This is a genomic window from Variovorax sp. GW821-FHT10B04, from assembly GCF_059415645.1.
This window is the reverse complement of sequence record NZ_JBWKNQ010000001.1, coordinates 82,408-102,431: the sequence shown is the minus strand read 5'-3', so window position 1 is coordinate 102,431 and position 20,024 is coordinate 82,408. Positions and strand designations below refer to the sequence as shown.

The following is a 20,024-nucleotide window of genomic DNA, read 5'->3' as shown; positions in this document are numbered from 1 at the left end:
CAGCGATGTCGATCGTCCGCAGCGGGCGCCTGCCCTACATGAACCGCGTCGTGGCCCACCAGGGCGTGCTGCACCTGGGTGGCGTCATTGCCGACGACCGCAGTGCCGGCATGGCCGGCCAGATGGCCCAGATCGCCGGCAAGATCGACCGGCTGCTGGCCGACAACGGCAGCGACCGGCGCCACATCCTGTCGGCGGTGATCTACGCGACCGACCTGTCGCGCAAGGACGAAATGAACCGTGCCTGGCTCGAGTGGCTGCCGGACGACGCGCTGCCGACGCGCGCCACCATCGGCGTGAGCGATCTCGGCGCGCCGGACATCCTGCTCGAAGTGACGCTGTGCGCCGCCCAGGCCGGCGCGGCGGCGCCTGCGGACTGAGGCCGGTGGTGCCGGGCCGGCCTCAGGCGCCGGCCACGAACGCCCGCTGCAGTTCCGCGCAGCACAGCGCGACCGCGGTGCGCGCTTCGGTCAGCACCCGGCCCATCGGCACGAAGCCGTGGATCTGCCGCTCGAAGCAGACGTGGCTCACCACGTTGCCCGCGCCTGAGAGCGCATCCGCATAGTCCAGGCCTTCATCGCGCAGCGGGTCGTAGCCGGCCGTGATCACCAGCGTGCGCGGCAGGCCGGACAGGTCGGGCGCGAGCAAGGGCGACGCGCGCCAGTCCGTGTCCTGCCGCGGGTCCGCGATGTAGTGGTCGTGGAAGTACGCCATGGTGTCGCGCGTCAGCAGGTAGCCCTGGCCGTTGGCGGTGTGGGACGGCTGGCCGCGCCGCATGTCGGTGGCGGGATAGATCAGCAACTGGAACATCACCCGCAACGCATCGCCGGCCTGATCGCGCGCATGGTCGCGCGCCATCAACGCCATCACCGCCGCCAGGTTGCCGCCCGCGCTGTCGCCGCCGACCGCGATCCGGCGCGCATCGAGGCCGAGGCGGCCGGCCTGCGCATGCACCCAGCGCAGGGCGGCAAAGGCGTCGTCCACCGCAGCGGGAAAGCGGTGCTCGGGCCCCATCCGGTAATCGACTGCGACGACCGCGCAGCCGGCGCCCTTTGCCAGGTCGCGGCACAGCGTGTCGTGGGTCTCGAGGTCGCCGATCACCCAGCCACCGCCGTGGAAGTACACGAGGACGGGCAAGGCGCCGCCGACGGGCGCATCGCTCGCCGGCAAGGGCTTGTAGAGGCGCAGCGGAACCGGCCCGTGCGGCCCGTCGGCCGCGAGGTCGACGACCTCGGCCATCTCGACCGGATCGGGCTGCGTGAAGGTACGCCGGTCGCGGTACAGGCTGCGGGCTTCGGCCGGACTCAGCGTGTGCGTCGGCGGCACGCCGCGTTCGGTCATCAGGTCGAGCAAGGCGCGGGCTTCGGGATGGAGCATGCGGGGCTTTCGGAGGTGGATGGAGAAGTGGATCTGCAGATCGCATCCTGCCACCGACACACGCTCTGCGGGGGCTGGCGGTAGCCAAGGCGACACCCGGCCCGAGACAGGCGAACGCCGTCCGCAACGAAAGGTTGCCCGCTGTAAACGCTTGGTCTATGATTCCATATCAATGATATTTATTCCATAACAATGGAATTTTCGACGGCTTCTTCAACGTTCATCCTGCGGGGTCATCCATGAACATGTTCAGTAGCAAAAGGCGAGCCGTGCTCGCCATGTCGGCCATGCTGGCATTCGGCGCCATGCTGCCAGCCGCGGCGCAGAACCGCGGCGGCGTGATCAACGTCGCCACCGCCAGCGAGGTGCCCACACTCGACCCGATGGCGTCGACGGCCGACCTGGTCGGTGTCGTCACCCAGCATTTCTACGAAACGCTCTACACCTTCGACGCCAAGTGGATGGTCGCGCCGCTGGTGGCCGAATCCCTGCCCGAGATCAGCGCCGACAACCGGGTCTACACCATCGCGCTGCGCCACGGCATCAGCTTCCACAGCGGCGCCGCGATGACGTCCGCGGACGTGGTCGACTCGCTCAAGCGCTGGACGCGTGTCGCGCCGCGCGGCAAGCAGATCGCGGCCAACATCGAGGCGATCGAAGCCGTCGACCCCTACAAGGTGCGCATCCGGCTGAAGGAGCCCTATGTGCCGCTGATGTCGCTGCTGGCGTTCAACAACTCAGCGGCCGTCGTCATGCCGGCCGGCACGCCCGACGCCGCGCCGAAGATGCCCGTGGGCACCGGCCCCTACCAGGTGCGCGAGTACAAGCCCGACCAGTACCTGCAGCTGGTGCGATTCGACAAGTACGCGCCGCGCACCGAAGCGGCCAACGCCTATGCCGGCGCGCGCAAGCAATACCTGGACGAGATCCGCTTCGTGCCGGTGTCCGACGTCAACACGCGCATCGAGGGCGCGCTGTCGGGCCAGTACGACTTCGCGGATGCGATCGGCTCCGAGTCGATCGACCGCATCAAGGGCAAGGTCACGCCCTTCATGCTGAAGCCCGCGGGCTGGTCGCTGTTCGTGCTGAACACGCAGAAGGGCCTGTTCGCCAACCAGAAGCTGCGGCTGGCGGTGCAGGCCGCGCTGAGCATGGACGACATCATGGTCGCCTCGATGGGACGCAAGGAGTTCTACAACGCGAGCGGTGCGCTGTACCCCGAAGGCTATGCCTGGCACACGATGGAAGGCGTCAAGGGGCACTACAACCTGGCCGATCCGCAGAAGGCCGCGGCGCTCATGAAGGAAGGCGGCTATGACGGCAAGCCGGTGCGCATCCTGACCACCCGTGCCTACGAAAGCTTCTATCAGCAGACGCTCGTCGCCAGCGAATACCTGAAGGCCGCGGGCTTCAAGGTCGACCTGCAGGTGGTCGATGGCGCCACGCTGTTCCAGCGCCGCGTGAATCCGGAGCTGTGGGACATGTTCGTGACGGCGTCGCCCTTCCTGCCCGAGCCCGCCTTGATCGCGACGCTGTCGGAGAGCTATCCGGGCTGGTGGTCCACGCCGGCGCGCAAGAAGGCCGTGGACGCCATGAACTCCGAGGCCGACCCGGCCAGGCGCGTGAAGCTCTGGGCCGAGGTGCAGAAGGCGGTCTACGACGAGGCGCCCTGGATGAAGCTGGGCGACTACAACTCGCTGGCCGCCAAGTCGAACGGCCTGCAGGGCCTGACGCCGATGCCGTGGCCGTTCTTCTGGAACGCCTACAAGAACTGATCCGCCCCGCCACGCCCCGTGATCCGCTACATCCTCCAACGCATCGCGGGCCTGGCCGCCGTGCTGTTCCTCGTCGCGACGATCGTGTTCGTCATCGTGCGGATCGCGCCCGGCGACCCGGCGGCGATCATGCTCGGCCCCGACGCCAACGCGGCGGACATCGCATCGCTGCGCCAGAACCTGGGGCTCGATGCACCGCGCTGGAAGCAGTACGGCATGTTCCTCGCGCAACTGGCGAGCGGCGACCTGGGACAGTCGATCTTCCTGAACCGGCCTGTCGCGACCGCGCTGCGCGACCGGGCCGAGCCCACGCTGTTCCTGACGCTCTTCACGATGGTGATCGCCACGCTCTGTGCGGTGCCGCTGGGCGTGCTCGCCGCCTACCGCCGACACGGCCTGCTCGACCGCTGCGTGACGGCCTTCGCGATGCTGGCCGCCAGCGTGCCCAGCTTCTGGCTCGGACTGCTGCTGATCCAGCTCATCGCCGCCTGGCTCGGCTGGCTGCCGGTGTCGGGCTATGGCGAGCCCGGCGCTTCGCTGGCCACCCGGCTCTCGCACCTGGTGCTGCCGGCGCTCGCGCTCAGCGCCGGTGCCAGCGCGATCATCCTGCGCTCGACCCGGGCCAGCATGCTCGATGTGCTGAACGACCCTTATGTGCGCACCGCGCGCTCCAAGGGCATGGGCGAGTTCCGGGTGGTCGCACGCCACGCGCTGCGCAATGCGCTGATCCCGATCATCACGGTGCTCGGGCTGACGGCGGCTTCGCTGATCTCCGGCGCGGTGGTCACCGAGACCGTCTTCAGCCTGCCGGGCGTGGGCAACCTCGTGGTCTCGGCGGTCACGCGCCGCGACTATCCGGTCATCCAGGGCGCGCTGCTCGTCGTGGCCGCGATCTACGTCCTGTTCAATTTCGCGGTCGACATGCTGTACCTCGCCGTCGACCCGCGGGTGCGCTACCAATGAACACCATCGTCTCCATCGACACGCTGCCGCCGCCGCCCACGCGCTGGCAGGCCTTGCTGACCCTGCTGGCGGGGCACAAGCTCGCAGCCACGGCGCTGCTGCTGTTGTTGGCCATGGGCCTGCTGGCGGTGCTGGCGCCCTGGGTCTCGCCCTTTCCGCCGGGCAAGCTCTCGATCGCCAATCGCCTGCTCGCACCGTCCGCCATCCACTGGTTCGGCACCGACGAGTACGGCCGCGACGTGTTCAGCCGCACCGTCTATTCGGCGCGCGTCTCGCTGCTGGTGGGCCTGTCGGTGGTGGCCGCCTCCGGCGTGGTCGGCATCGTATTGGGCATCCTCGCGGGCTCGTCGCGGCGGCTCGACCTCGTGCTGTCGCGCCTGATGGACGCGATGATGGCCTTCCCCGACGTGCTGCTGGCCATCGCACTGGTCGCGGCGCTCGGCCCGTCGCTCGCCACGGTCATCGTTGCGCTGAGCATCGTCTACGCGCCACGGCTGGCGCGCGTGGTGCGGGCATCGACGCTGGTCATCCGCGAACTGCCTTATGTGGAAGCCGCGCGCGCCCTGGGCGTGTCGAGCCTGCGCATCGCGGTGCGGCACGTGCTGCGCAACCTGGTGTCGCCGCTGCTGGTGCAGGGCAGCTTCATCTTCGCCTACGCGATCCTGGCGGAGGCCGGACTGTCCTTTCTCGGCGTGGGCGTCGACCCGGACGTGCCGACCTGGGGAACCATGATCGCCGCCGGCCGGCAGTACGTCGGCCGCGCGAACTGGCTCATGTTCTGTCCCGGCGTGGCGATCGTGCTGGCCGCCCTGTGCCTGCAGATCGTCGGCGACAGCCTGCGCGACCTGCTCGACCCCACCGTGCAGAAGACCCTGTGATGAACACACCCATGACCGTGTCCGCCCCTCGCACCGCCCTGCCCGAGGACGTGGCCTGCCGCGTCGAAGGCTTGCAGACCAGCTTCCGGCAAGGCCGCCACTGGGTGAAGTCGATCGACGGCGTGAGCTTCGACGTGCCGCGCGGCCGCACGCTGGCGATCGTCGGCGAGTCCGGCTCCGGCAAGTCGGTCACCAGCCTGTCGATGCTGCGCCTGCTGCCACCCAACGGCCGCGTGGTGGGCGGCAGCGTGCTGTACCGCGACCGCGCGGGCAGCGTGCACGACCTCGCCAGCCTGCCCGAACGCCGCATGCGTGCCATCCGCGGCAGCGGCATCGCGATGATCTTCCAGGAGCCGATGACCAGCCTGAACCCGCTGTTCACCGTCGGCGACCAGATCGCGGAAATGGTGCAGCTGCATGAGCCCGTCACGCGCGCAGCGGCGCTGGCGCGTGCGACCCGCATGCTCGAACTGGTCGAGATCCCGTCCGCCGCACGCCGGGTGAACGACTATCCGCACCAGATGTCGGGTGGCATGCGGCAGCGCGTGATGATCGCGATGGCACTGGTGTGCAACCCGACGCTGCTGATCGCCGACGAGCCGACCACCGCGCTGGACGTGACCATCCAGGCCCAGATCGTGGCGCTGCTCCAGCGCCTGCAGGGAGAGCTGGGCATGAGCATCGTCTTCATCACGCACAACCTGGGCGTGGTCGCCGAGGTCGCGCACGACGTCGTGGTGATGTACGCAGGCCGCGTGGCGGAACGCGCCTCGGTGCCCGACCTCTTCGCACGCCAGAAGCATCCCTACACCCGCGGCCTGCTGGCCTGCATTCCGAATGCGGCGCGCGACCGCGCACCCGACGGCCGCAAGCTGCGGCTGAAGCCGATCTTCGGCAACGTGCCGCCGGCCGGCCGCTGGCCGCCGGGCTGCACCTTCGCGCCGCGCTGCGAGTTCGGCGACGCCGGCTGCACGAGCGCCGTGCCGCCGCTGGTGGCCGCTGGCGCGGCCGGCCATCTCTCGAGCTGCTGGAAGCAGGCCCAGCTATGACGCAGACATCGATTCCCGTTGCCACCGAAGCGCCACTGCTCGACATCGTCGACCTGGTCAAGGAATTCCCGGTGCGCTCCGGTTCCGTGCGCGCGGTCGACGGCGTGAGTTTTTCGATCGGCCGCGGCCGCATCGTCGGCCTGGTCGGCGAATCGGGCTCGGGCAAGACGACCGTCGGGCGCAGTCTTCTGCGGCTGGTCGAGCCCTCCGGCGGACAGGCGATGTTCGACGGCGTCGACCTGTTCTCGCTGCCGGCGCAACGGATGCGCGCCTACCGGCGACGCTTGCAGATGGTGTTCCAGGACCCGTTCTCGAGCCTCAACCCGCGCCTGCGCGTGGGCGACATCATCGGCGAGGCGATCGACACGCACCGGCTCGCGACCGGCGCCGCGCGGCGCGAGCGCATCGCCGATCTGCTCACCCAGGTCGGACTGAGCCCCGACCATGTGCGGCGCTTTCCGCACGAGTTTTCGGGCGGCCAGCGTCAGCGCATCGGCATCGCGCGCGCCCTGGCGGTCGAGCCCGAATGCATCGTGGCGGACGAGCCGGTGTCGGCGCTCGACGTGTCGGTGCAGGCGCAGATCATCAACCTGATCCAGGACCTGCAGGCACAGCGCGGCTTGAGCGTGCTGTTCATCTCGCACGACCTGTCGGTGGTCGAGTACCTCTGCGACGACGTGGTCGTGATGTACCTGGGCCGCGTGATGGAACGCGGACCGAGCGCACAGGTGTACGCCGCGCCGCGCCATCCGTACACGCGCGCGCTGCTGTCGGCGTCGCCGGTGCCCGACCCTGGCCGCCGTTCGCAGCGCATCGCGCTGCGCGGCGACATCCCGAGCCCGCTCGCGCCGCCTTCGGGCTGCGTCTTCCGCACGCGCTGCCCGCACGCGATCGCGTCCTGCGCCGAAGTGCGTCCCGTGCTCGAAACCGTCGGCAACGCGCACAGCGCGGCCTGCATCCGGCTGGCCGAACTGGCCTGAGCCTCTTCGGGTCTGCAAGTTTTCAAGGAGTCCTTTTGAACGAAACCGCTTCATCGTCCCCGTCGTTGCGTGCGACCTCGCTGTCCCGCTACGAACGGCTGCGCGCGATGGGAATCGCCCTTCCGCCGCCGCCGCCGCCGGTGGCCAACTTCGTCACGCACGTGAGTGCGGGCGGCGTGCTCTACCTGTCCGGCCAGGGTCCGCGCACGGCCGACGGCCACATGTACACGGGCAAGGTCGGCGCCGACGTCAGCGTGGCCGAGGCGTATGCGCATGCGCGCCTGACGGGCATCAACCTGCTGGCCGTGATGCAGGAGGCCCTGCAGGACCTGGGCCGCGTCGGCCGCATCCTCAAGCTCTTCGGGATGGTCAACGCCGTGCCCGACTTCGCGGAACATCCGCAGGTCATCAACGGCTGCTCCGACCTGTTCGTCGAACTCTTCGGCAGCGTTGCCGGCAGCCATGCGCGCTCGGCCGTGGGGCTGGGCTCGCTGCCCGGCAACATCACGGTCGAGATCGAGGCGATCGTCGCGATCGAGGACTGAACCGTGCGCCGTTGTTTCGCCACGCGTGCCGCATGTGCCACATGTGCCACACGCACCGCATGTCAGCCGGGCCAGCCCAGTGTCTTCTGCACCTGCAGCGACGCCTTCTTGACCGCGTTGGTGTAGTGCGCATGGTCGTCGTCCACCCGCTGTTCCGGCAGCACGATCGAGATCGTGGCCACGCAGGCGCCGCTCGCGTCGCAGATCGGCGATGCGATGCAGGCGATCGCGTAGTCCGATTCGCCCACCTGGATCGACAGCCGTTCGTGCAGCGCCACTTCGGCGGCGCGCGCCAGTTGCGTCGCGTCGGTGTCGGCGCGGCCGGTGCGCGAGGCCTTGGCGCCGCGACGGAACAGCGCGATGCGCTCGGACTCGCGCAGGTGCCCCACCAGCAGACGGCCGGACGCCGTCCAGTTGAGCGGCACGCGCGAGCCTACGCGCGAGTTGACCTGGAAGTGCCCCGGCCCTTCGGCCATGCCGACGACGACCATGTCGTCGCCGTCGCGCATGCAGACCTGGACGGTCTCGCCCACCTCGTCGCGCAGCACCTGCATCTCGTGATTCGCCACTTCGAGGAAGTCGAGCGAGTGCGCGTAGCTCAGCCCGTAGTGGTAGAGCCGTGCGCCGAACCAGACCGTGCCGTCGAGCCGGCGCGACAGCAGGCCACGCTCGACCAGGCTCTCGATCAGCAGGTAGGCGGTCGACAGCGGCAGCCCGAGCGACTTGGCCATGGCATAGGGCGCGGCCGGCGTGCCGGTCTGCTGCAGGTGGTCGAGGATCTGCAGCGCACGGTCGATGCCGCTGACGCGCGAGCGCCGCTCGGTGCCCGGCTTGTCGTCGGCGTCGGTGCCGGTATCGGAGGCCGCAGCGGCTTTCGAGGCAGTCATGGCGTGTTTCGTATTTATGGAATGAATGCCGTTATTCTGGCATTCGGACCGCCGGGCGCGATGCGGCCGGCTTCTTCTCCAAGGAGTCAGATGTGAAAGATATCCGCGAATCCTACGGCTTGCGCCGCGTCATCAATGCGTCGGGCACGATGACCTCGCTCGGTGCGTCGATCGCCGTGCCGGAGGCGATCGAGGCGGCGTCCGCGATGCTGCGTCAGTTCGTCGAAATGTCCGACCTGCAGCGCCATGCCGGCCGCACGATCGCCGAGGCCTGCGGCAGCGAGGCCGGCTTCGTCACCGCTTCGTGCTCGGCCGGCATCACCATGGCGGTGGCCGGCGCCATGACGCGCGACGACCTGGGCGCGGTCGAGCGCCTGCCCGACACCCGTGGCCTGCGCGACGAGGTGCTCGTGCAGGCCGGCCACCTCGTCAACTACGGCGCGCCGATCGACCAGGCGATCCGCATCGCAGGCGCCAAGGTCGTGCCGGTGGGCCAGGCCACGACGGCGCGCCGCTACCAGCTCGAGTCGGCCATCACCGAACGCACCGCCGCGGCGGTCTACGTGGTGTCGCACCACACGGTGCAGTACGGGCTCATCGACCTCGCCGAATTCGTCGCGGTGTGCCACGTGCACAACGTGCCGGTGATCGTCGACGCCGCGTCCGAATACGACCTGCGCGGCTTCCTCGCGACGGGCGCCGACGTGTGCCTCTATTCGGCGCACAAGTTCCTGGGCGGGCTGACGGCGGGCATCGTGGCGGGCCGCAAGGATTGGGTGCGCCGCGCCTATATCCAGAACATCGGCATCGGCCGCGGCATGAAGGTCGGCAAGGAAAGCATCGCCGGCGCGATGGCCGCGCTGCAGGCGTGGACCGTGCGCGACCATGCCGCGGACCGCCAGCGCCAGGACGGCCATCTCCACCTGTGGGCCCGGACGCTCGCCGACCGGCCCGGCGTGCGTGCCGAGATCCTGCCCGACCCCACGCGCAATCCGTTGAGCCGGCTCCGCGTCTGGGTGGCGCCCGAAGGCGCACGCACCACGGCCTGGGACCTGGCCGACAGCCTGGCACAGGGCGAACGGCCGGTGATCGTGCGCGACGACGAGATCGACCAGGGCTACTTCGAGCTCGACCCATGCAACCTGCATCCGGGCGAGGAAGCCATCGTGGCGCAGCGGCTGGCCGACGCGTTCGACGCCGCACTGCGCGACGCACCGCCGCCCTCGCCGATCTTCGAACGGCGCAACCGCCATGCCGCCAGCCTGCTGCGCTGGCCCGACTGACCCGACGCCCCAACCCTTCCTGACAGTCCACGATCCGGAGATCGACATGCGCCTCTTCTCGGCCACGCTGGCCACTGAAACCAACACCTTCTCGCCGCTGCTGACGTCGCTCGACGACTACAAGGCCGCCGTCTTCCTGCGCCCCGGCGAACATCCGACCGAGGCGCCCCTGTTCGGGACTGCGCCCTTGTGGGTCGCCCGGCGCCGCGCCGAAGCCGAGGGCTTCACGCTGATCGAGGGCAGCTGCTTTGCCGCCGCACCCGCAGGCACGACCGGCCGGCGCGCCTACGAGACCATGCGTGACGAAATCATCGGCCAGGTCGAGGCCGCATTGCCGCTCGATGGCGTGCTGCTCGGCCTGCACGGCGCGATGGTGGCCGACGGCTACGACGATGTCGAAGGCGACATCGTGGGCCGCGTGCGCGCGCTGGTCGGTCCGGCCTGCTCGATCGGCGTGGAGCTCGATCCGCATTGCCATCTCACGTTGGCCCGCGTGCGCGACGCCGACATCACGATCCTGTTCAAGGAATTCCCGCATACCGATGTGGTGGAGCGCGCTGAGGAAGTGCTCGACCTGGTACTGCGCCAGATCCGCGGAGAGATCCGGCCGGTGTCCTCGATCTTCGATTGCCAGCAGCTCGGCAGCTACCGCACCACGTTGCCGCTGATGCGCGCGCTGGTCGACGACATCCAGGCGATGGAAGGCAAGGACGGCATCCTGTCGATCTCCATCGGCCACTCATTCCCCTACGGCGACGTGCCCGAGATCGGCACGCGCGTGCTGGTGATCACCGACAACGACAAGGCCACCGCGGACCGTGTCGCGACCGAGATCGGGCAGCGGCTGGTCGGCATGCGCGGCCGGACGATGCCCGAATACCTGGAGGTCGACGACGGCGTCGCGCAGGCGATGGCCGCAACCGAATGGCCGGTAGTGATCGCCGATCCGGCCGACAACGCGGGCGGCGGCGCGGGCAGCGACAACACGACGATCCTGCGCGCCCTGATCGACCGCAACGCGCAGGGTGCCGTGCTCGGGCCGCTGTGGGACCCGATCGCAGTGCAGCTGTGCTTTGCGGCGGAAGTCGGTGGCCGGCTGAACCTGCGCTTCGGCGGCAAGGCGAGCGCGGCGTCGGGTGTTCCGGTGGATGCGCTGGTCACGGTCACGGGCCTGGCACGCAACTGCTTCCAGTCGCTGGGCCGCACCGAGCACCGGCTGGGCGATTGCGCCGCCGTGCGCGTGGGCGACGTCGAAGTGGTGCTGACCACGGTACGCGACCAGGCTTTCGGCCTGGCGTTGTTCACCAACCTGGGCATCGATCCGCGGCAGCGCCGGATCGTGGTCCTGAAGTCGAACAACCACTTCATGGCGGCCTACGGGCCGATCGCGAAGCGCGTGATGTTCATCGATGCCGACGGGCCGATGGTCAGCGACTTCCGCAAGATTCCCTACGTGAAGATCGGCCGGCCGTTGTGGCCGCTGGACGAGGAAACGGCGCCCAAGCTGATCTTCTGAACGGTCTCGCGCGCCGCCATCGAGCAGGTGGCAAAAGACGCGCCGCGGCACCGCCCGGCACGCGTCCGGCAAAAAAATTGGCTCCGCCTGGAAACGGAGATATGATTCGGACCTAAATATTAGGTTCGAACTTGAAAAACAAGTCCACTCCAAATCTCCAGCTGGTCGCCGAGACACCCGAGGCGACGGCAGCCAAGGCGCCGCTGTACCGCCGGCTGGCCGACGAGCTCGCCCAGGACATCCAGACCGGCACCTATGCCGTCGGCACCGTGATGCCGACCGAGGTCGAACTGGCCGAACTGCGCCAGGTCAGCCGCGGGTCGGTGCGCGACGCGCTTCAGCTCCTTTCGGAATGGGGCATGGTGGAACGCGCACGCAAGATCGGTACCCGCGTGCTGCGCAGCCAGCCGGTCAAGGGCTACGTCCAGCGCATGAACGGGCTCGGCGACACCCTCGGCTTCGCCGGCGACACGGTGATGCGCATCGACGAGGTGATCGACGTGTCCGAGCCGGACGAGCCCGGCCTGGCCGGCGAGAACAGCGCCACCGGCTTCTGGCTGCAGATCACCGGCGCCCGCCATCTGCCCGAGAACCCCGAGGTGTCGACCTGGACCCGCGTCTTCGTGAGCGGCCCGCTGTCCGGCATCCGGCCGCTGCTGAATTCCGAGAAGGATTCGATCTACGAACTCATCGAGCAGGCCTACGGGCTGCGCGTCTCGCGGCTGCGGCAGAAGGTCACGGCGATCGCGCTGCCGGCCATCGCCGCGCCGGTGCTGAAGCTGCCCGAAGGCACGCCGGTCCTGGAAGTCCAGGCCTGGCTCTATGCGCAGGACGGCCAGCTCGTGGAGTTCGTCCGCTCGATCCACAACCCTGCGCTCTATTCCATGGAGTTCACGGCGCAAAGCAGCAACTGAGCGCCCTCCTCCTTCCTCTTCTTTCCCATCTCTTTTCGATTTCCCATGAGCAACACACTTCAGATCTCTTCCCGCGACGGCCGCCAGTTCGACGCCCTCTATGCCGCGGCGCCCGAAAGCAGTGCGCCGGCCATCGTGCTGGTGCAGGAGATCTTCGGCATCAACCACGCGATGAAGGAAGCCGTGCGCGAATGGTCGGCGCTCGGCTACCACGTGATCTGCCCGGACCTGTTCTGGCGCCAGCAGCCGAACGTGGTGCTGGAACCCCAGACGCCCGGCGACTTCGACAAGGCGATCGCGCTGATGCAGGGCATGGACCCGGCACTGGCGCTCGACGACATCGGCGCCACGCGCGACTGGCTGAAGTCGACGCTCGGCCATGAACGCATCGCCGTGCTCGGCTACTGCCTGGGCGGCCGGCTGTCGGTGCAGGCCGCCATCGCGCACCCGTTCCGTTGCGCGGTGAGCTACTACGGCGTCGGCCTGGAAGAAGTGCTGCCGTCGGCCACGACCGCCACGCCGCCGTCGCTGCTGCACATCGCGGAGCTCGACCATTTCGTGCCGGCGCCGGTGCGCGCGCAGATCCTCGCGCGCGTCGACGCGCTGCCGCAGCTCGAGGCGCATGTCTATGAAGGCTGCGACCACGCCTTCGCCCGGCGCGACGGCGATGCCTTCGTCGCCGCGGCTGCCGCCCTGGCCGAACAGCGCTCGCTCGCCTTCATGGCGAAGCACGTCGCCTGAGGCATCGCGCCGCAGCGATCCGGAGCCACGATGGGCATCCAATCACAAGTCCCGGCCTTCGACGGTGCCGTCGCGGTCGTCACCGGTGCCGCCGCAGGCATCGGCCGCGCCACCGCGCTGGCCTTCGCGTCGCGCGGCGCCCGCGTGGTGCTGATCGACATCGAGGCCGACGGGCTCGCCGCGACCTCGGCGGAAATCCAAGCCCGAGGCGGCATCGCGCTGTCGCTGTGCAGCAGCGTGGCCGACGAGCAGGCGATGCAGGCCGCAGCCGACGAGGTGGCGCGTGCCTTCGGCCGCTGCGACGTGCTGGTCAACAACGCGGGCGTGCTGCTGCGCGGCAGCTTCACCGGACCCGAGGCGTCAACGCAGTGGCGGCGCACGCTCGACGTCAACCTGTCCGGCGCCTTCTATGCGAGCCGGGCCTTCCTGCCGCTGCTGCAGGCCGCTCCGGGCTGCATCGTGAACGTCGCGTCGATCCATGCCTGCGTGGCGGTCGAGAACTCGGCCGCCTACACGGCGTCGAAGGGCGGCCTCAAGCAGCTCACGCAGGCGCTCTCGCTGGAACTCGCACCGATGGGCATCCGGGTCAACGCGGTCGCGCCCGGCAGCATCGAGACCGCCATGACGGCCGTCACGCGCGCCAACGGCGCCGCGCCGTCGAAGTTCCTGGAACGCGTGCCGCTGCGGCGCGCCGGCCAGCCAGCCGACGTGGTCAACGCCATCCAGTTCCTTGCCTCCGATCTCGCCAGCTACATCACCGGTGCCACCTTGCCGGTGGATGGCGGCTATCTCGCCAACTGATTTCTGCAACCCTCTGAAAGACACTGACATGCGAAAGTTCGACCTGCTCTGTGCAGTCACGGCGACCCTGCTCGCCGCGATCGGTGCACCCGCCCTGGCTCAGGACATCAAGATCGGCTTCCCGGGCCCGATCACCGGCCCGGCTTCCTTTCTCGGACAACAGATGAAATGGGGCGCCGAACAGGCGGTCGAGGACATCAACAAGCGCGGCGGCGTGCTGGGCCGCAAGGTCTCTTTCATCATGCAGGACAGCCAGTGCCGGCCTGCCGATGCGGTGTCGGCCGCTGAAAAGCTGGTATCGCAGGACAAGGTCGACTTCCTCCTCGGCGACCTGTGTTCGGGCGCGACGATGGCCGTGATGCCGCTGGCCGAGAAGGCGGGCAAGCCGATGATCGTGTCGATCTCCACGTTGCCCGAGATCACCGAGAAAGCCGGCGTCGGCGGCAACAAGTGGGTGTTCCGCACCGTGCCCGACGACCGCATGCTGGCCGGCGTGATCGGCACGCAGCTGGCCAAGACCAAGACCATCGCCTTCCTCGCCGAAGACACCGACTACGGCCGCAGCGCGATCAAGCTGGTGAAGGAACGCCTCGGCGCCGACACCAAGGTCATCTCGGAGGACTACGTGAAGAACACCGAGACCGACTTCCTGCCGATGCTCACCAAGTTCCGCTCGAGCAAGCCAGAGGCGCTGGCGGTCTACGTGCTCGACCAGCAGGGCTTCAACTTCATGAAGCAGTACACCCAGTTCGGCCTGACGATGCCGCTGGTCGCGCGCCCGCCGCTCGTCGCGCCGCTCGTGAAGGACATGCTCGCCACCGGCAAGTTCGACGGCTCGTGGACGGTTTACCCGTACTACGACCAGTTCAGCTCGCCGGCGAACGACGCCTTCACCAAGCCCTTCGCCGAGAAGAACAAGCAGGGCCCGCACTACGTCGCCTACGGCATCTATGAAAGCATCATGGTCGCGGCCGACGCCATCCAGCGCGCCGGCACGACCGAGTCCGCCGCGGTGCGCGAGGCACTGGTCAAGACGCAATACAAGGGCATCCTCGGCACGATCAGCTTCGACGACCACAACCAGTCGCACAACAACCTGATGTTCATGAAGGTCGAGCAGGGCAAGCTGGCCGTCAAGGACCTGGTCTCGGGCCGCTGAGCGCATCCAGGGAGTCTTGAGAACATGGACGCGTCGCTGCTGCTGCAGTTGCTGGCGAACGGTGTCAGCGTGGGGCTGGGCTATGGCCTGGCCGCCGTCGGGCTGGCACTGGTCTTCGGCATCCTCGAACAGGTGAACTTCGCGCACGGCGAGGTCTACATGGTGGGCGCGTTCGCGCTGTGGTTCTTCGGCCAGCGCGCTGGCCTGCCCTATGGCGTGGCCTATCCGCTGATGGTCGTGCTGATGGCGGGCTTCGGCCTGCTGATGGCGGAGGTGGTCTTCCTGCCGACGCTGAACCGGCCCTTCGAGTCGGTCATCCTCGCGACCTTCGCGGTCTCGATCATCCTGCAGAACCTGGTGCGGCTGGTGTTCAGCGCCACCCCGCTGCACATCGATTCGCCGCTCGAAGGCCTGACGCTCGACCTCGGCGGCGTGCTGCTGTTCGGCCAGCGCATGTTCGTCGCGATCGTCGCGGTGCTGGCCCTGGCGCTGCTCACCACCTTCCTGCGTCGCACCGAGACCGGCCGCGCGATGCGCGCCATGGCGCAGAGCAAGGACGCCTGCCTGATGGTCGGCATCGACGTGCGCCGCATCACCCGCATCACCGCGGCGGCCGGCGCCGCCCTGTGCGCGCTCGCCGCCGGTGCGATGGCGCCGATGTTCGACCTGTACCCGAACATGGGCTCCGACGTGGTGTTCAAGAGTTTCGCTGTCGTGATCATCGGCGGCATGGGCAACATCTCGGGCGCGATGCTGGCCGGCCTGCTGCTCGGCGTGGCCGAGAGCATGGCGGGTGGCGTGCTCGGCGCGGCCTACCGCGACGGCATCGGCTTCGTGCTGATGATCGGCATGCTGCTGCTGCGCCCGCAAGGCCTGTTCGGCAAATCGGTGCGGGTCTGAAGGAGCCGACATGGACATGTTCTCCCCTTACCTGCTGCACATCGGCATCATGACCGGCATCTACGTGCTGCTGGTCCAGTCGCTCAACATCATGTTGGGCTATTCCGGATTGCTGTCGCTGGCCACGCCGGCGCTGTTCGGCATGGGCGCGTATGCGTCCGCGCTGCTGAGCATGAAGTTCGGCTGGGACGCGACGCTGACCTTCGCCTGCGCCACGGCCATCGGCGCGGTCACGGGCGTGGCGCTCGGCGTGCCGTCGCTGCGGCTGTCGCGCCATTCCTTCGTGATCGTCACGCTGTCGGTCACGCTGCTGCTGCAACTCGTCGCCAGCAACTGGATCGACCTGACGCGCGGTTCGCTCGGCATCGCCGACATCCCGGCGGCGCGGCTGCTCGGCTTCACACTGGGCAGCAAGACGGCCTGGCTGGCCTTCATGGCGGTGCTGTCGCTGCTGGCGATCGCCGCGACCTGGTCGATCGTGTCGTCCCGCCTGGGCCGCGCCATGATCGCCGTGCGCGACAACGAGCCGCTGGCCATCGCGGCCGGCATCGACGTGCTCAAGATGCGGCTGTTCGCCTTCGCATGCTCCGGCGCCTTCGCCGGGCTGGCAGGCGCCTGCTACGCGCACTACCTGACCTTCATCGATCCGGGCATCTTCGGCTTCTCGATTTCCGAGTCGCTGCTGGTCATGGTGATCCTCGGCGGCTCCGGCACGCTGTGGGGGCCGGTGGTCGGTGCGGTCATCTTCACTGCATTGCCCGAGGTTCTGCGCATGGCGCCTGAAATGAAATCGCTGCTCTACGGCACCCTGCTGCTGCTGATCGTGCTGTTCATGCCGCAAGGCATGGCGCGCTGGTTCGGCCGGCCCGTGGCCAGCGGTGCGGGAGCCGGCAAATGAGCACGGTGCTGAAAGCCAGCGACATCCGCAAGGCCTACCGCGGCGTGGTGGCGCTCGACGGTGTCTCGATCGAGCTGCCCGCGGGCAGCATCACCGGCCTGATCGGCCCCAACGGCTCGGGCAAGTCGACGCTGTTCGACTGCATCTGCGGCTTCCAGGCGCGCGATGCGGGCTCGGTCACGCTCGACGGCAAGGACCTGGCCGGCCTGCCGCCGCAGCGCATCGCCCGCCTGGGCCTGCGCCGCACCTTCCAGCAACTGCGCGTGTTCCCCGAACTCACGCTGCGCCAGAACCTGCTGACGGCCGCGCAGGCGGCGCCCGGCTTCTCGTACCTGAGCGAGCTGCTGCGCACGCCGGCCGTGCGGGCGCACGAGCGGCAGATGATGGAGCGGGCCGACGCCATGCTCGAAGAAATCCAGCTCACCCGGCTCGCCGGCGCGCTGGCCGGCGGCCTCTCGTACGGGCAGAAGAAGCTGCTCGAACTCGGCATGGCGCTGATGAACGAGCCGAAGCTGCTGCTGCTCGACGAGCCGATGGCAGGCGTCAACCCGACGCTGGTCGAAGGCCTCAAGGAGGCACTGCTGCGGGTGAACCGGCGTGGCATCGCGCTGCTGATCGTCGAGCACAACCTCAAGCTGGTGTTCGAGATCTCGCAGCGCATCTACGTGCTGGAACAGGGGCGCATGCTGGTGCATGGAACGCCCGAGGAAGTGGCGCGGGACGACCGCGTGATCGAGGCCTATCTCGGCCGTCGCGACCCGGTGACGGGCGCCCAGGGAGCACAACTTGACTGAACCGGTGATCCGCATCGACCAGCTCGTCGGCGGCTACGGCGACCTGACCATCCTCCATGGCGTCGACATGACCGTGCCGGCCGGATCGTGGACCACGATCATCGGCGCCAACGGCGCGGGCAAGTCGACCTTGCTGAAGGCGATCGCCGGCATCGTGCGCAGCCGCGGTGGTTCGGTCCAGTTCGAGGGCCGCGACGTTACCGCGCTCGACTCGCTCGCCCGGCTCAAGGGCGGCATCGGGCTGGTGCCGCAGGGCCGCTGCAACTTCCCGCTGCTGTCGGTCGCCGAGAACCTCAAGCTCGGCGCCTTCACCCGCAAGCTTCCGGCGGCAGAGCTGGACGTCGAACTGCAGCAGATGACCGACCGCTTCCCGCGCCTCAAGCAGCGCTGGACCACCCTGGCCGGCAACCTGAGCGGCGGCGAGCAGCAGGTCATGGAAATGGCGATGGTGCTGCTGGCCAAGCCGCGGCTGCTGCTGCTCGACGAGCCGTCGCTCGGCCTGTCGCCCCAGGCGATGGGCATGGTCTTCGACACCATCCGCGAGCTGACGGCCTCGGGCCTGTCGGTGCTGATGGTCGAACAGAACGCCCGGCAGGCGCTGGAATGCTGCGACTACGGCGTGGTCATGGAACTGGGCCGCAACAAGCTGTTCGACCGCGCGGGCGACGTGCTCGCGCATCCGGAAATCCGGCGGATGTTCCTGGGGCTCTGAGCCGCCGGGGCTTTTTTGCCCCCTGCGGGCGCCGCCAGCGGCCGGCGGCGCTCCGCATCGGCAACCGCCGGGAGTCACCGGGAATCACCGGGAACCATCGGGAATACGCGGGGCAGGTCATCCAGATCCGGTTTCGTTCGTTGTGTGGCACAGGAATCCAACGAAACGAACCGGGAACAGGCACCGCCTGCGGGGAAAAGAACCGATGAAGCAGCTTCTCTTGTACGCAGCCATCGCCATCGCGGTGGCGGCGTCGTGGTTGTCGATGGCCAGCGACAAGCGCGAGACCGAAGTCAAGATGGCGTGCGAGCAGGCCCTGGGCGGCCCACCCGGCCGCGCTGGCGGCTCCGTGCCGCCGCCGGTCGCCGCCGGCGCAGCCGCTTCGCCTTTGGTGCAGGTCAATGAAGAGCAGCGCACATGCCGCCCCCGCACGCCGGACCAGTGACGCGCCCCGCTTGCTGGTTTGACCTGACATCCGTTATGCCTGCCGATCGTTGGACGTTCATCTGAAAGAAACCTGAAGAACCCCGTGTCGCCTCGGAGGAGAGGGATATGAAGAAAACGTTTTTATTGGTCGTCCCGATCGTCGCCGTGGCGGTCACCTCGTGCATTTCCCTGGCGAACGAAAAGCAGATCGCGGACGCGCGGGTCGCCTGCGGCCAGTATGTGGCGCATCGCCTCGGCCCATCCGGCAACCTGGAAGCCACCAGCCAGTGGCCCGCGACCGAACGCACGCCCGACACCTGGATGGTGCAGGCCAACTATTCGCTGCGCGGCCGCTACGACGCGATGTGGTGCCAGCTGAAGGTGCTGGGCTCCCAGTTCGGCCTGGCCCGGATCGACACGCAGTACGAAGACAGCCGCCGGGCGCCGTGATCGTGATCCGGCCCGGTCAGCCGCCTCGCCCTGCCCGCCCTGCCCGCCCTCAGTTCGACGCCGCGTCGAAATCCGCGGCGGAATGCCGTTCGGCCAGCTGGCCCGCTTCGCCCGAGACCCGGTTGACGAGGCGGCCGCGCTGCACCGCCGGCCGTTCGGCGATCCGCTCGGCCCAGCGCCGCACGTGGACGTATGTCTCGACCTGCAGGAATTCCGCCGCGCCATAGACCTGGCCCCTGACCAATGCGCCGTACCAGGGCCAGACGGCGATGTCGGCGATCGTGTAGTCGTCGCCCGCCAGATAGGGCGTCAGCGCCAGGCGCCGGTCCAGCACGTCCAGCTGGCGCTTGACCTCCATGGCGAACCGGTTGATCGCGTATTCGATCTTGGTCGGCGCATAGGCATAGAAATGCCCGAAGCCGCCACCCAGGTAGGGCGCGCTGCCCATCTGCCAGAACAGCCACGACAGGCATTCGGCGCGCCGGGCGCGGTCGGTCGGCAGCAGCGCGCCGAACTTCTCCGCCAGGTAGGTCAGGATCGCGCCCGACTCGAACACCCGCACCGGCGTCGGCTCGCTGCGGTCCAGCAGCGCCGGGATCTTGGAATTCGGGTTCACCCCGACGAAGCCGCTGCCGAACTGGTCGCCTTCATTGATCCTGATGAGCCAGGCGTCGTACTCCGCGCCTTCATGGCCCAGCGCCAGGAGTTCTTCCAGCATCACCGTGACCTTGACGCCATTGGGCGTCGCCAGCGAATAGAGCTGCAGCGGATGCTTGCCGACCGGCAGTTCCTTGTCGTGCGTCGGCCCCGCGATCGGGCGGTTGATGCTGGCGAACCTGCCGCCGTTTTCCTTGTTCCAGACCCAGACCTTGGGCGGAACGTAATCCGAAGAATCGACCATGCGTTGGACTCCATGTGCGGGACGACCGGGCCCCGGGAAAAAGAGCCCGCAGCTTAGGACAAAGCCCGCGCTGCG

General features: G+C 68.5%; 22 protein-coding genes. 19 read left to right on the top strand and 3 right to left on the bottom strand.

Going from position 1 to position 20,024, the window contains the following annotated elements:
• The first annotated feature begins 5 nt into the window (after positions 1 to 5).
• Positions 6 to 380 carry a RidA family protein gene (locus AC07PZ_RS00495; protein ID WP_495293035.1) on the top strand — a complete coding sequence of 125 codons (375 nt, stop codon included), beginning with the start codon at positions 6 to 8 and terminating at the stop codon, positions 378 to 380.
• A gap of 22 nt (positions 381 to 402) precedes the next feature.
• On the opposite strand, the gene lipP1 is transcribed toward AC07PZ_RS00495, so the two are convergent.
• The gene (lipP1, locus tag AC07PZ_RS00490) at positions 403 to 1,377 is read right to left on the bottom strand and encodes a LipP1 family hormone-sensitive lipase (RefSeq protein ID WP_495293034.1); all 975 of its coding nucleotides are present in this window, start codon (positions 1,375 to 1,377) and stop codon (positions 403 to 405) included.
• 239 nt (positions 1,378 to 1,616) lie between these two features.
• Between lipP1 and AC07PZ_RS00485 the strand changes: the two genes are divergently transcribed.
• The 6 genes from AC07PZ_RS00485 to AC07PZ_RS00460 are packed head-to-tail and all read left to right on the top strand — an operon-like array spanning position 1,617 to position 7,567.
• Positions 1,617 to 3,152, top strand: a complete 1,536-nt coding sequence (locus AC07PZ_RS00485; protein ID WP_495293033.1) for an ABC transporter substrate-binding protein — start codon at positions 1,617 to 1,619, stop codon at positions 3,150 to 3,152.
• A gap of 18 nt (positions 3,153 to 3,170) precedes the next feature.
• Entirely contained in the window at positions 3,171 to 4,115 is a 945-nt protein-coding gene (locus AC07PZ_RS00480; RefSeq protein WP_495293032.1) for an ABC transporter permease, read from the top strand.
• A complete protein-coding gene (locus AC07PZ_RS00475) occupies positions 4,112 to 4,993 on the top strand; it encodes an ABC transporter permease (RefSeq protein ID WP_495293031.1) in 882 nt (293 codons plus the stop codon). The genes AC07PZ_RS00480 and AC07PZ_RS00475 overlap by 4 nt, the downstream gene beginning before the upstream one ends.
• Positions 4,993 to 6,042 carry an ABC transporter ATP-binding protein gene (locus AC07PZ_RS00470; protein WP_495293030.1) on the top strand — a complete coding sequence of 350 codons (1,050 nt, stop codon included), beginning with the start codon at positions 4,993 to 4,995 and terminating at the stop codon, positions 6,040 to 6,042. Before AC07PZ_RS00475 ends, AC07PZ_RS00470 begins: the two co-directional genes overlap by 1 nt.
• Positions 6,039 to 7,022, top strand: a complete 984-nt coding sequence (locus tag AC07PZ_RS00465) for an ABC transporter ATP-binding protein (protein ID WP_495293029.1) — start codon at positions 6,039 to 6,041, stop codon at positions 7,020 to 7,022. Before AC07PZ_RS00470 ends, AC07PZ_RS00465 begins: the two co-directional genes overlap by 4 nt.
• Before the next feature lie 35 nt (positions 7,023 to 7,057).
• A complete protein-coding gene (locus AC07PZ_RS00460) occupies positions 7,058 to 7,567 on the top strand; it encodes a RidA family protein (RefSeq protein ID WP_495293028.1) in 510 nt (169 codons plus the stop codon).
• A gap of 62 nt (positions 7,568 to 7,629) precedes the next feature.
• Here AC07PZ_RS00460 and AC07PZ_RS00455 read toward each other — a convergent pair whose 3' ends face one another.
• On the bottom strand, positions 7,630 to 8,454 hold the full coding sequence (locus tag AC07PZ_RS00455) for an IclR family transcriptional regulator (protein WP_495293027.1): 825 nt from the start codon (positions 8,452 to 8,454) through the stop codon (positions 7,630 to 7,632).
• Positions 8,455 to 8,546: 92 nt separating this feature from the next.
• Here AC07PZ_RS00455 and AC07PZ_RS00450 point away from each other — a divergent pair, with 92 nt between their 5' ends.
• The 12 genes from AC07PZ_RS00450 to AC07PZ_RS00395 all read left to right on the top strand — a co-directional run bounded on the left by AC07PZ_RS00450 (position 8,547) and on the right by AC07PZ_RS00395 (position 19,048).
• Positions 8,547 to 9,737: an aminotransferase class V-fold PLP-dependent enzyme gene (locus tag AC07PZ_RS00450; RefSeq protein WP_495293026.1), complete on the top strand. Its 1,191-nt coding sequence runs from the start codon at positions 8,547 to 8,549 to the stop codon at positions 9,735 to 9,737.
• A gap of 46 nt (positions 9,738 to 9,783) precedes the next feature.
• Positions 9,784 to 11,253, top strand: a complete 1,470-nt coding sequence (locus AC07PZ_RS00445; protein ID WP_495293025.1) for a M81 family metallopeptidase — start codon at positions 9,784 to 9,786, stop codon at positions 11,251 to 11,253.
• A gap of 131 nt (positions 11,254 to 11,384) precedes the next feature.
• Positions 11,385 to 12,167 carry a GntR family transcriptional regulator gene (locus AC07PZ_RS00440; protein ID WP_495293024.1) on the top strand — a complete coding sequence of 261 codons (783 nt, stop codon included), beginning with the start codon at positions 11,385 to 11,387 and terminating at the stop codon, positions 12,165 to 12,167.
• A 45-nt stretch (positions 12,168 to 12,212) separates the two neighbouring features.
• Positions 12,213 to 12,908 carry a dienelactone hydrolase family protein gene (locus AC07PZ_RS00435; protein ID WP_495293023.1) on the top strand — a complete coding sequence of 232 codons (696 nt, stop codon included), beginning with the start codon at positions 12,213 to 12,215 and terminating at the stop codon, positions 12,906 to 12,908.
• Between the two features lie 30 nt (positions 12,909 to 12,938).
• Complete coding sequence (locus tag AC07PZ_RS00430; protein ID WP_495293022.1) at positions 12,939 to 13,709, top strand: SDR family NAD(P)-dependent oxidoreductase; 771 nt, start codon at positions 12,939 to 12,941, stop codon at positions 13,707 to 13,709.
• A gap of 28 nt (positions 13,710 to 13,737) precedes the next feature.
• Complete coding sequence (locus AC07PZ_RS00425; RefSeq protein WP_495293021.1) at positions 13,738 to 14,868, top strand: ABC transporter substrate-binding protein; 1,131 nt, start codon at positions 13,738 to 13,740, stop codon at positions 14,866 to 14,868.
• Positions 14,869 to 14,892: 24 nt separating this feature from the next.
• Positions 14,893 to 15,768 (top strand): branched-chain amino acid ABC transporter permease, encoded by an 876-nt coding sequence (locus AC07PZ_RS00420; RefSeq protein WP_495293020.1) that lies wholly within the window; start codon positions 14,893 to 14,895, stop codon positions 15,766 to 15,768.
• A 10-nt stretch (positions 15,769 to 15,778) separates the two neighbouring features.
• A complete protein-coding gene (locus AC07PZ_RS00415) occupies positions 15,779 to 16,666 on the top strand; it encodes a branched-chain amino acid ABC transporter permease (RefSeq protein ID WP_495293019.1) in 888 nt (295 codons plus the stop codon).
• The gene (locus AC07PZ_RS00410) at positions 16,663 to 17,460 is read left to right on the top strand and encodes an ABC transporter ATP-binding protein (protein WP_495293018.1); all 798 of its coding nucleotides are present in this window, start codon (positions 16,663 to 16,665) and stop codon (positions 17,458 to 17,460) included. The genes AC07PZ_RS00415 and AC07PZ_RS00410 overlap by 4 nt, the downstream gene beginning before the upstream one ends.
• A complete protein-coding gene (locus AC07PZ_RS00405; protein WP_495293017.1) occupies positions 17,453 to 18,172 on the top strand; it encodes an ABC transporter ATP-binding protein in 720 nt (239 codons plus the stop codon). The genes AC07PZ_RS00410 and AC07PZ_RS00405 overlap by 8 nt, the downstream gene beginning before the upstream one ends.
• A 205-nt stretch (positions 18,173 to 18,377) precedes the next feature.
• Positions 18,378 to 18,617 (top strand): hypothetical protein, encoded by a 240-nt coding sequence (locus tag AC07PZ_RS00400; protein WP_495293016.1) that lies wholly within the window; start codon positions 18,378 to 18,380, stop codon positions 18,615 to 18,617.
• A 107-nt stretch (positions 18,618 to 18,724) separates the two neighbouring features.
• A complete protein-coding gene (locus AC07PZ_RS00395) occupies positions 18,725 to 19,048 on the top strand; it encodes a hypothetical protein (RefSeq protein ID WP_495293015.1) in 324 nt (107 codons plus the stop codon).
• 49 nt (positions 19,049 to 19,097) lie between these two features.
• Here AC07PZ_RS00395 and yghU read toward each other — a convergent pair whose 3' ends face one another.
• Positions 19,098 to 19,949: a glutathione-dependent disulfide-bond oxidoreductase gene (yghU, locus tag AC07PZ_RS00390; protein WP_495293014.1), complete on the bottom strand. Its 852-nt coding sequence runs from the start codon at positions 19,947 to 19,949 to the stop codon at positions 19,098 to 19,100.
• Positions 19,950 to 20,024 lie beyond the last annotated feature (75 nt).

Bases quoted from the DNA above. Each gene is read 5' to 3' on its own strand.
- AC07PZ_RS00495 (WP_495293035.1), top strand. From the start codon at position 6: ATGTCGATCGTCCGCAGCGGGCGCCTGCCCTACATGAACCGCGTCGTG.
- lipP1 (WP_495293034.1), bottom strand. From the start codon at position 1,377: ATGCTCCATCCCGAAGCCCGCGCCTTGCTCGACCTGATGACCGAACGC.
- AC07PZ_RS00485 (WP_495293033.1), top strand. From the start codon at position 1,617: ATGAACATGTTCAGTAGCAAAAGGCGAGCCGTGCTCGCCATGTCGGCC.
- AC07PZ_RS00475 (WP_495293031.1), top strand. From the start codon at position 4,112: ATGAACACCATCGTCTCCATCGACACGCTGCCGCCGCCGCCCACGCGC.
- AC07PZ_RS00470 (WP_495293030.1), top strand. From the start codon at position 4,993: ATGAACACACCCATGACCGTGTCCGCCCCTCGCACCGCCCTGCCCGAG.
- AC07PZ_RS00465 (WP_495293029.1), top strand. From the start codon at position 6,039: ATGACGCAGACATCGATTCCCGTTGCCACCGAAGCGCCACTGCTCGAC.
- AC07PZ_RS00455 (WP_495293027.1), bottom strand. From the start codon at position 8,454: ATGACTGCCTCGAAAGCCGCTGCGGCCTCCGATACCGGCACCGACGCC.
- AC07PZ_RS00445 (WP_495293025.1), top strand. From the start codon at position 9,784: ATGCGCCTCTTCTCGGCCACGCTGGCCACTGAAACCAACACCTTCTCG.
- AC07PZ_RS00435 (WP_495293023.1), top strand. From the start codon at position 12,213: ATGAGCAACACACTTCAGATCTCTTCCCGCGACGGCCGCCAGTTCGAC.
- AC07PZ_RS00430 (WP_495293022.1), top strand. From the start codon at position 12,939: ATGGGCATCCAATCACAAGTCCCGGCCTTCGACGGTGCCGTCGCGGTC.
- AC07PZ_RS00425 (WP_495293021.1), top strand. From the start codon at position 13,738: ATGCGAAAGTTCGACCTGCTCTGTGCAGTCACGGCGACCCTGCTCGCC.
- AC07PZ_RS00420 (WP_495293020.1), top strand. From the start codon at position 14,893: ATGGACGCGTCGCTGCTGCTGCAGTTGCTGGCGAACGGTGTCAGCGTG.
- AC07PZ_RS00415 (WP_495293019.1), top strand. From the start codon at position 15,779: ATGGACATGTTCTCCCCTTACCTGCTGCACATCGGCATCATGACCGGC.
- AC07PZ_RS00410 (WP_495293018.1), top strand. From the start codon at position 16,663: ATGAGCACGGTGCTGAAAGCCAGCGACATCCGCAAGGCCTACCGCGGC.
- AC07PZ_RS00400 (WP_495293016.1), top strand. From the start codon at position 18,378: ATGAAGCAGCTTCTCTTGTACGCAGCCATCGCCATCGCGGTGGCGGCG.
- AC07PZ_RS00395 (WP_495293015.1), top strand. From the start codon at position 18,725: ATGAAGAAAACGTTTTTATTGGTCGTCCCGATCGTCGCCGTGGCGGTC.
- yghU (WP_495293014.1), bottom strand. From the start codon at position 19,949: ATGGTCGATTCTTCGGATTACGTTCCGCCCAAGGTCTGGGTCTGGAAC.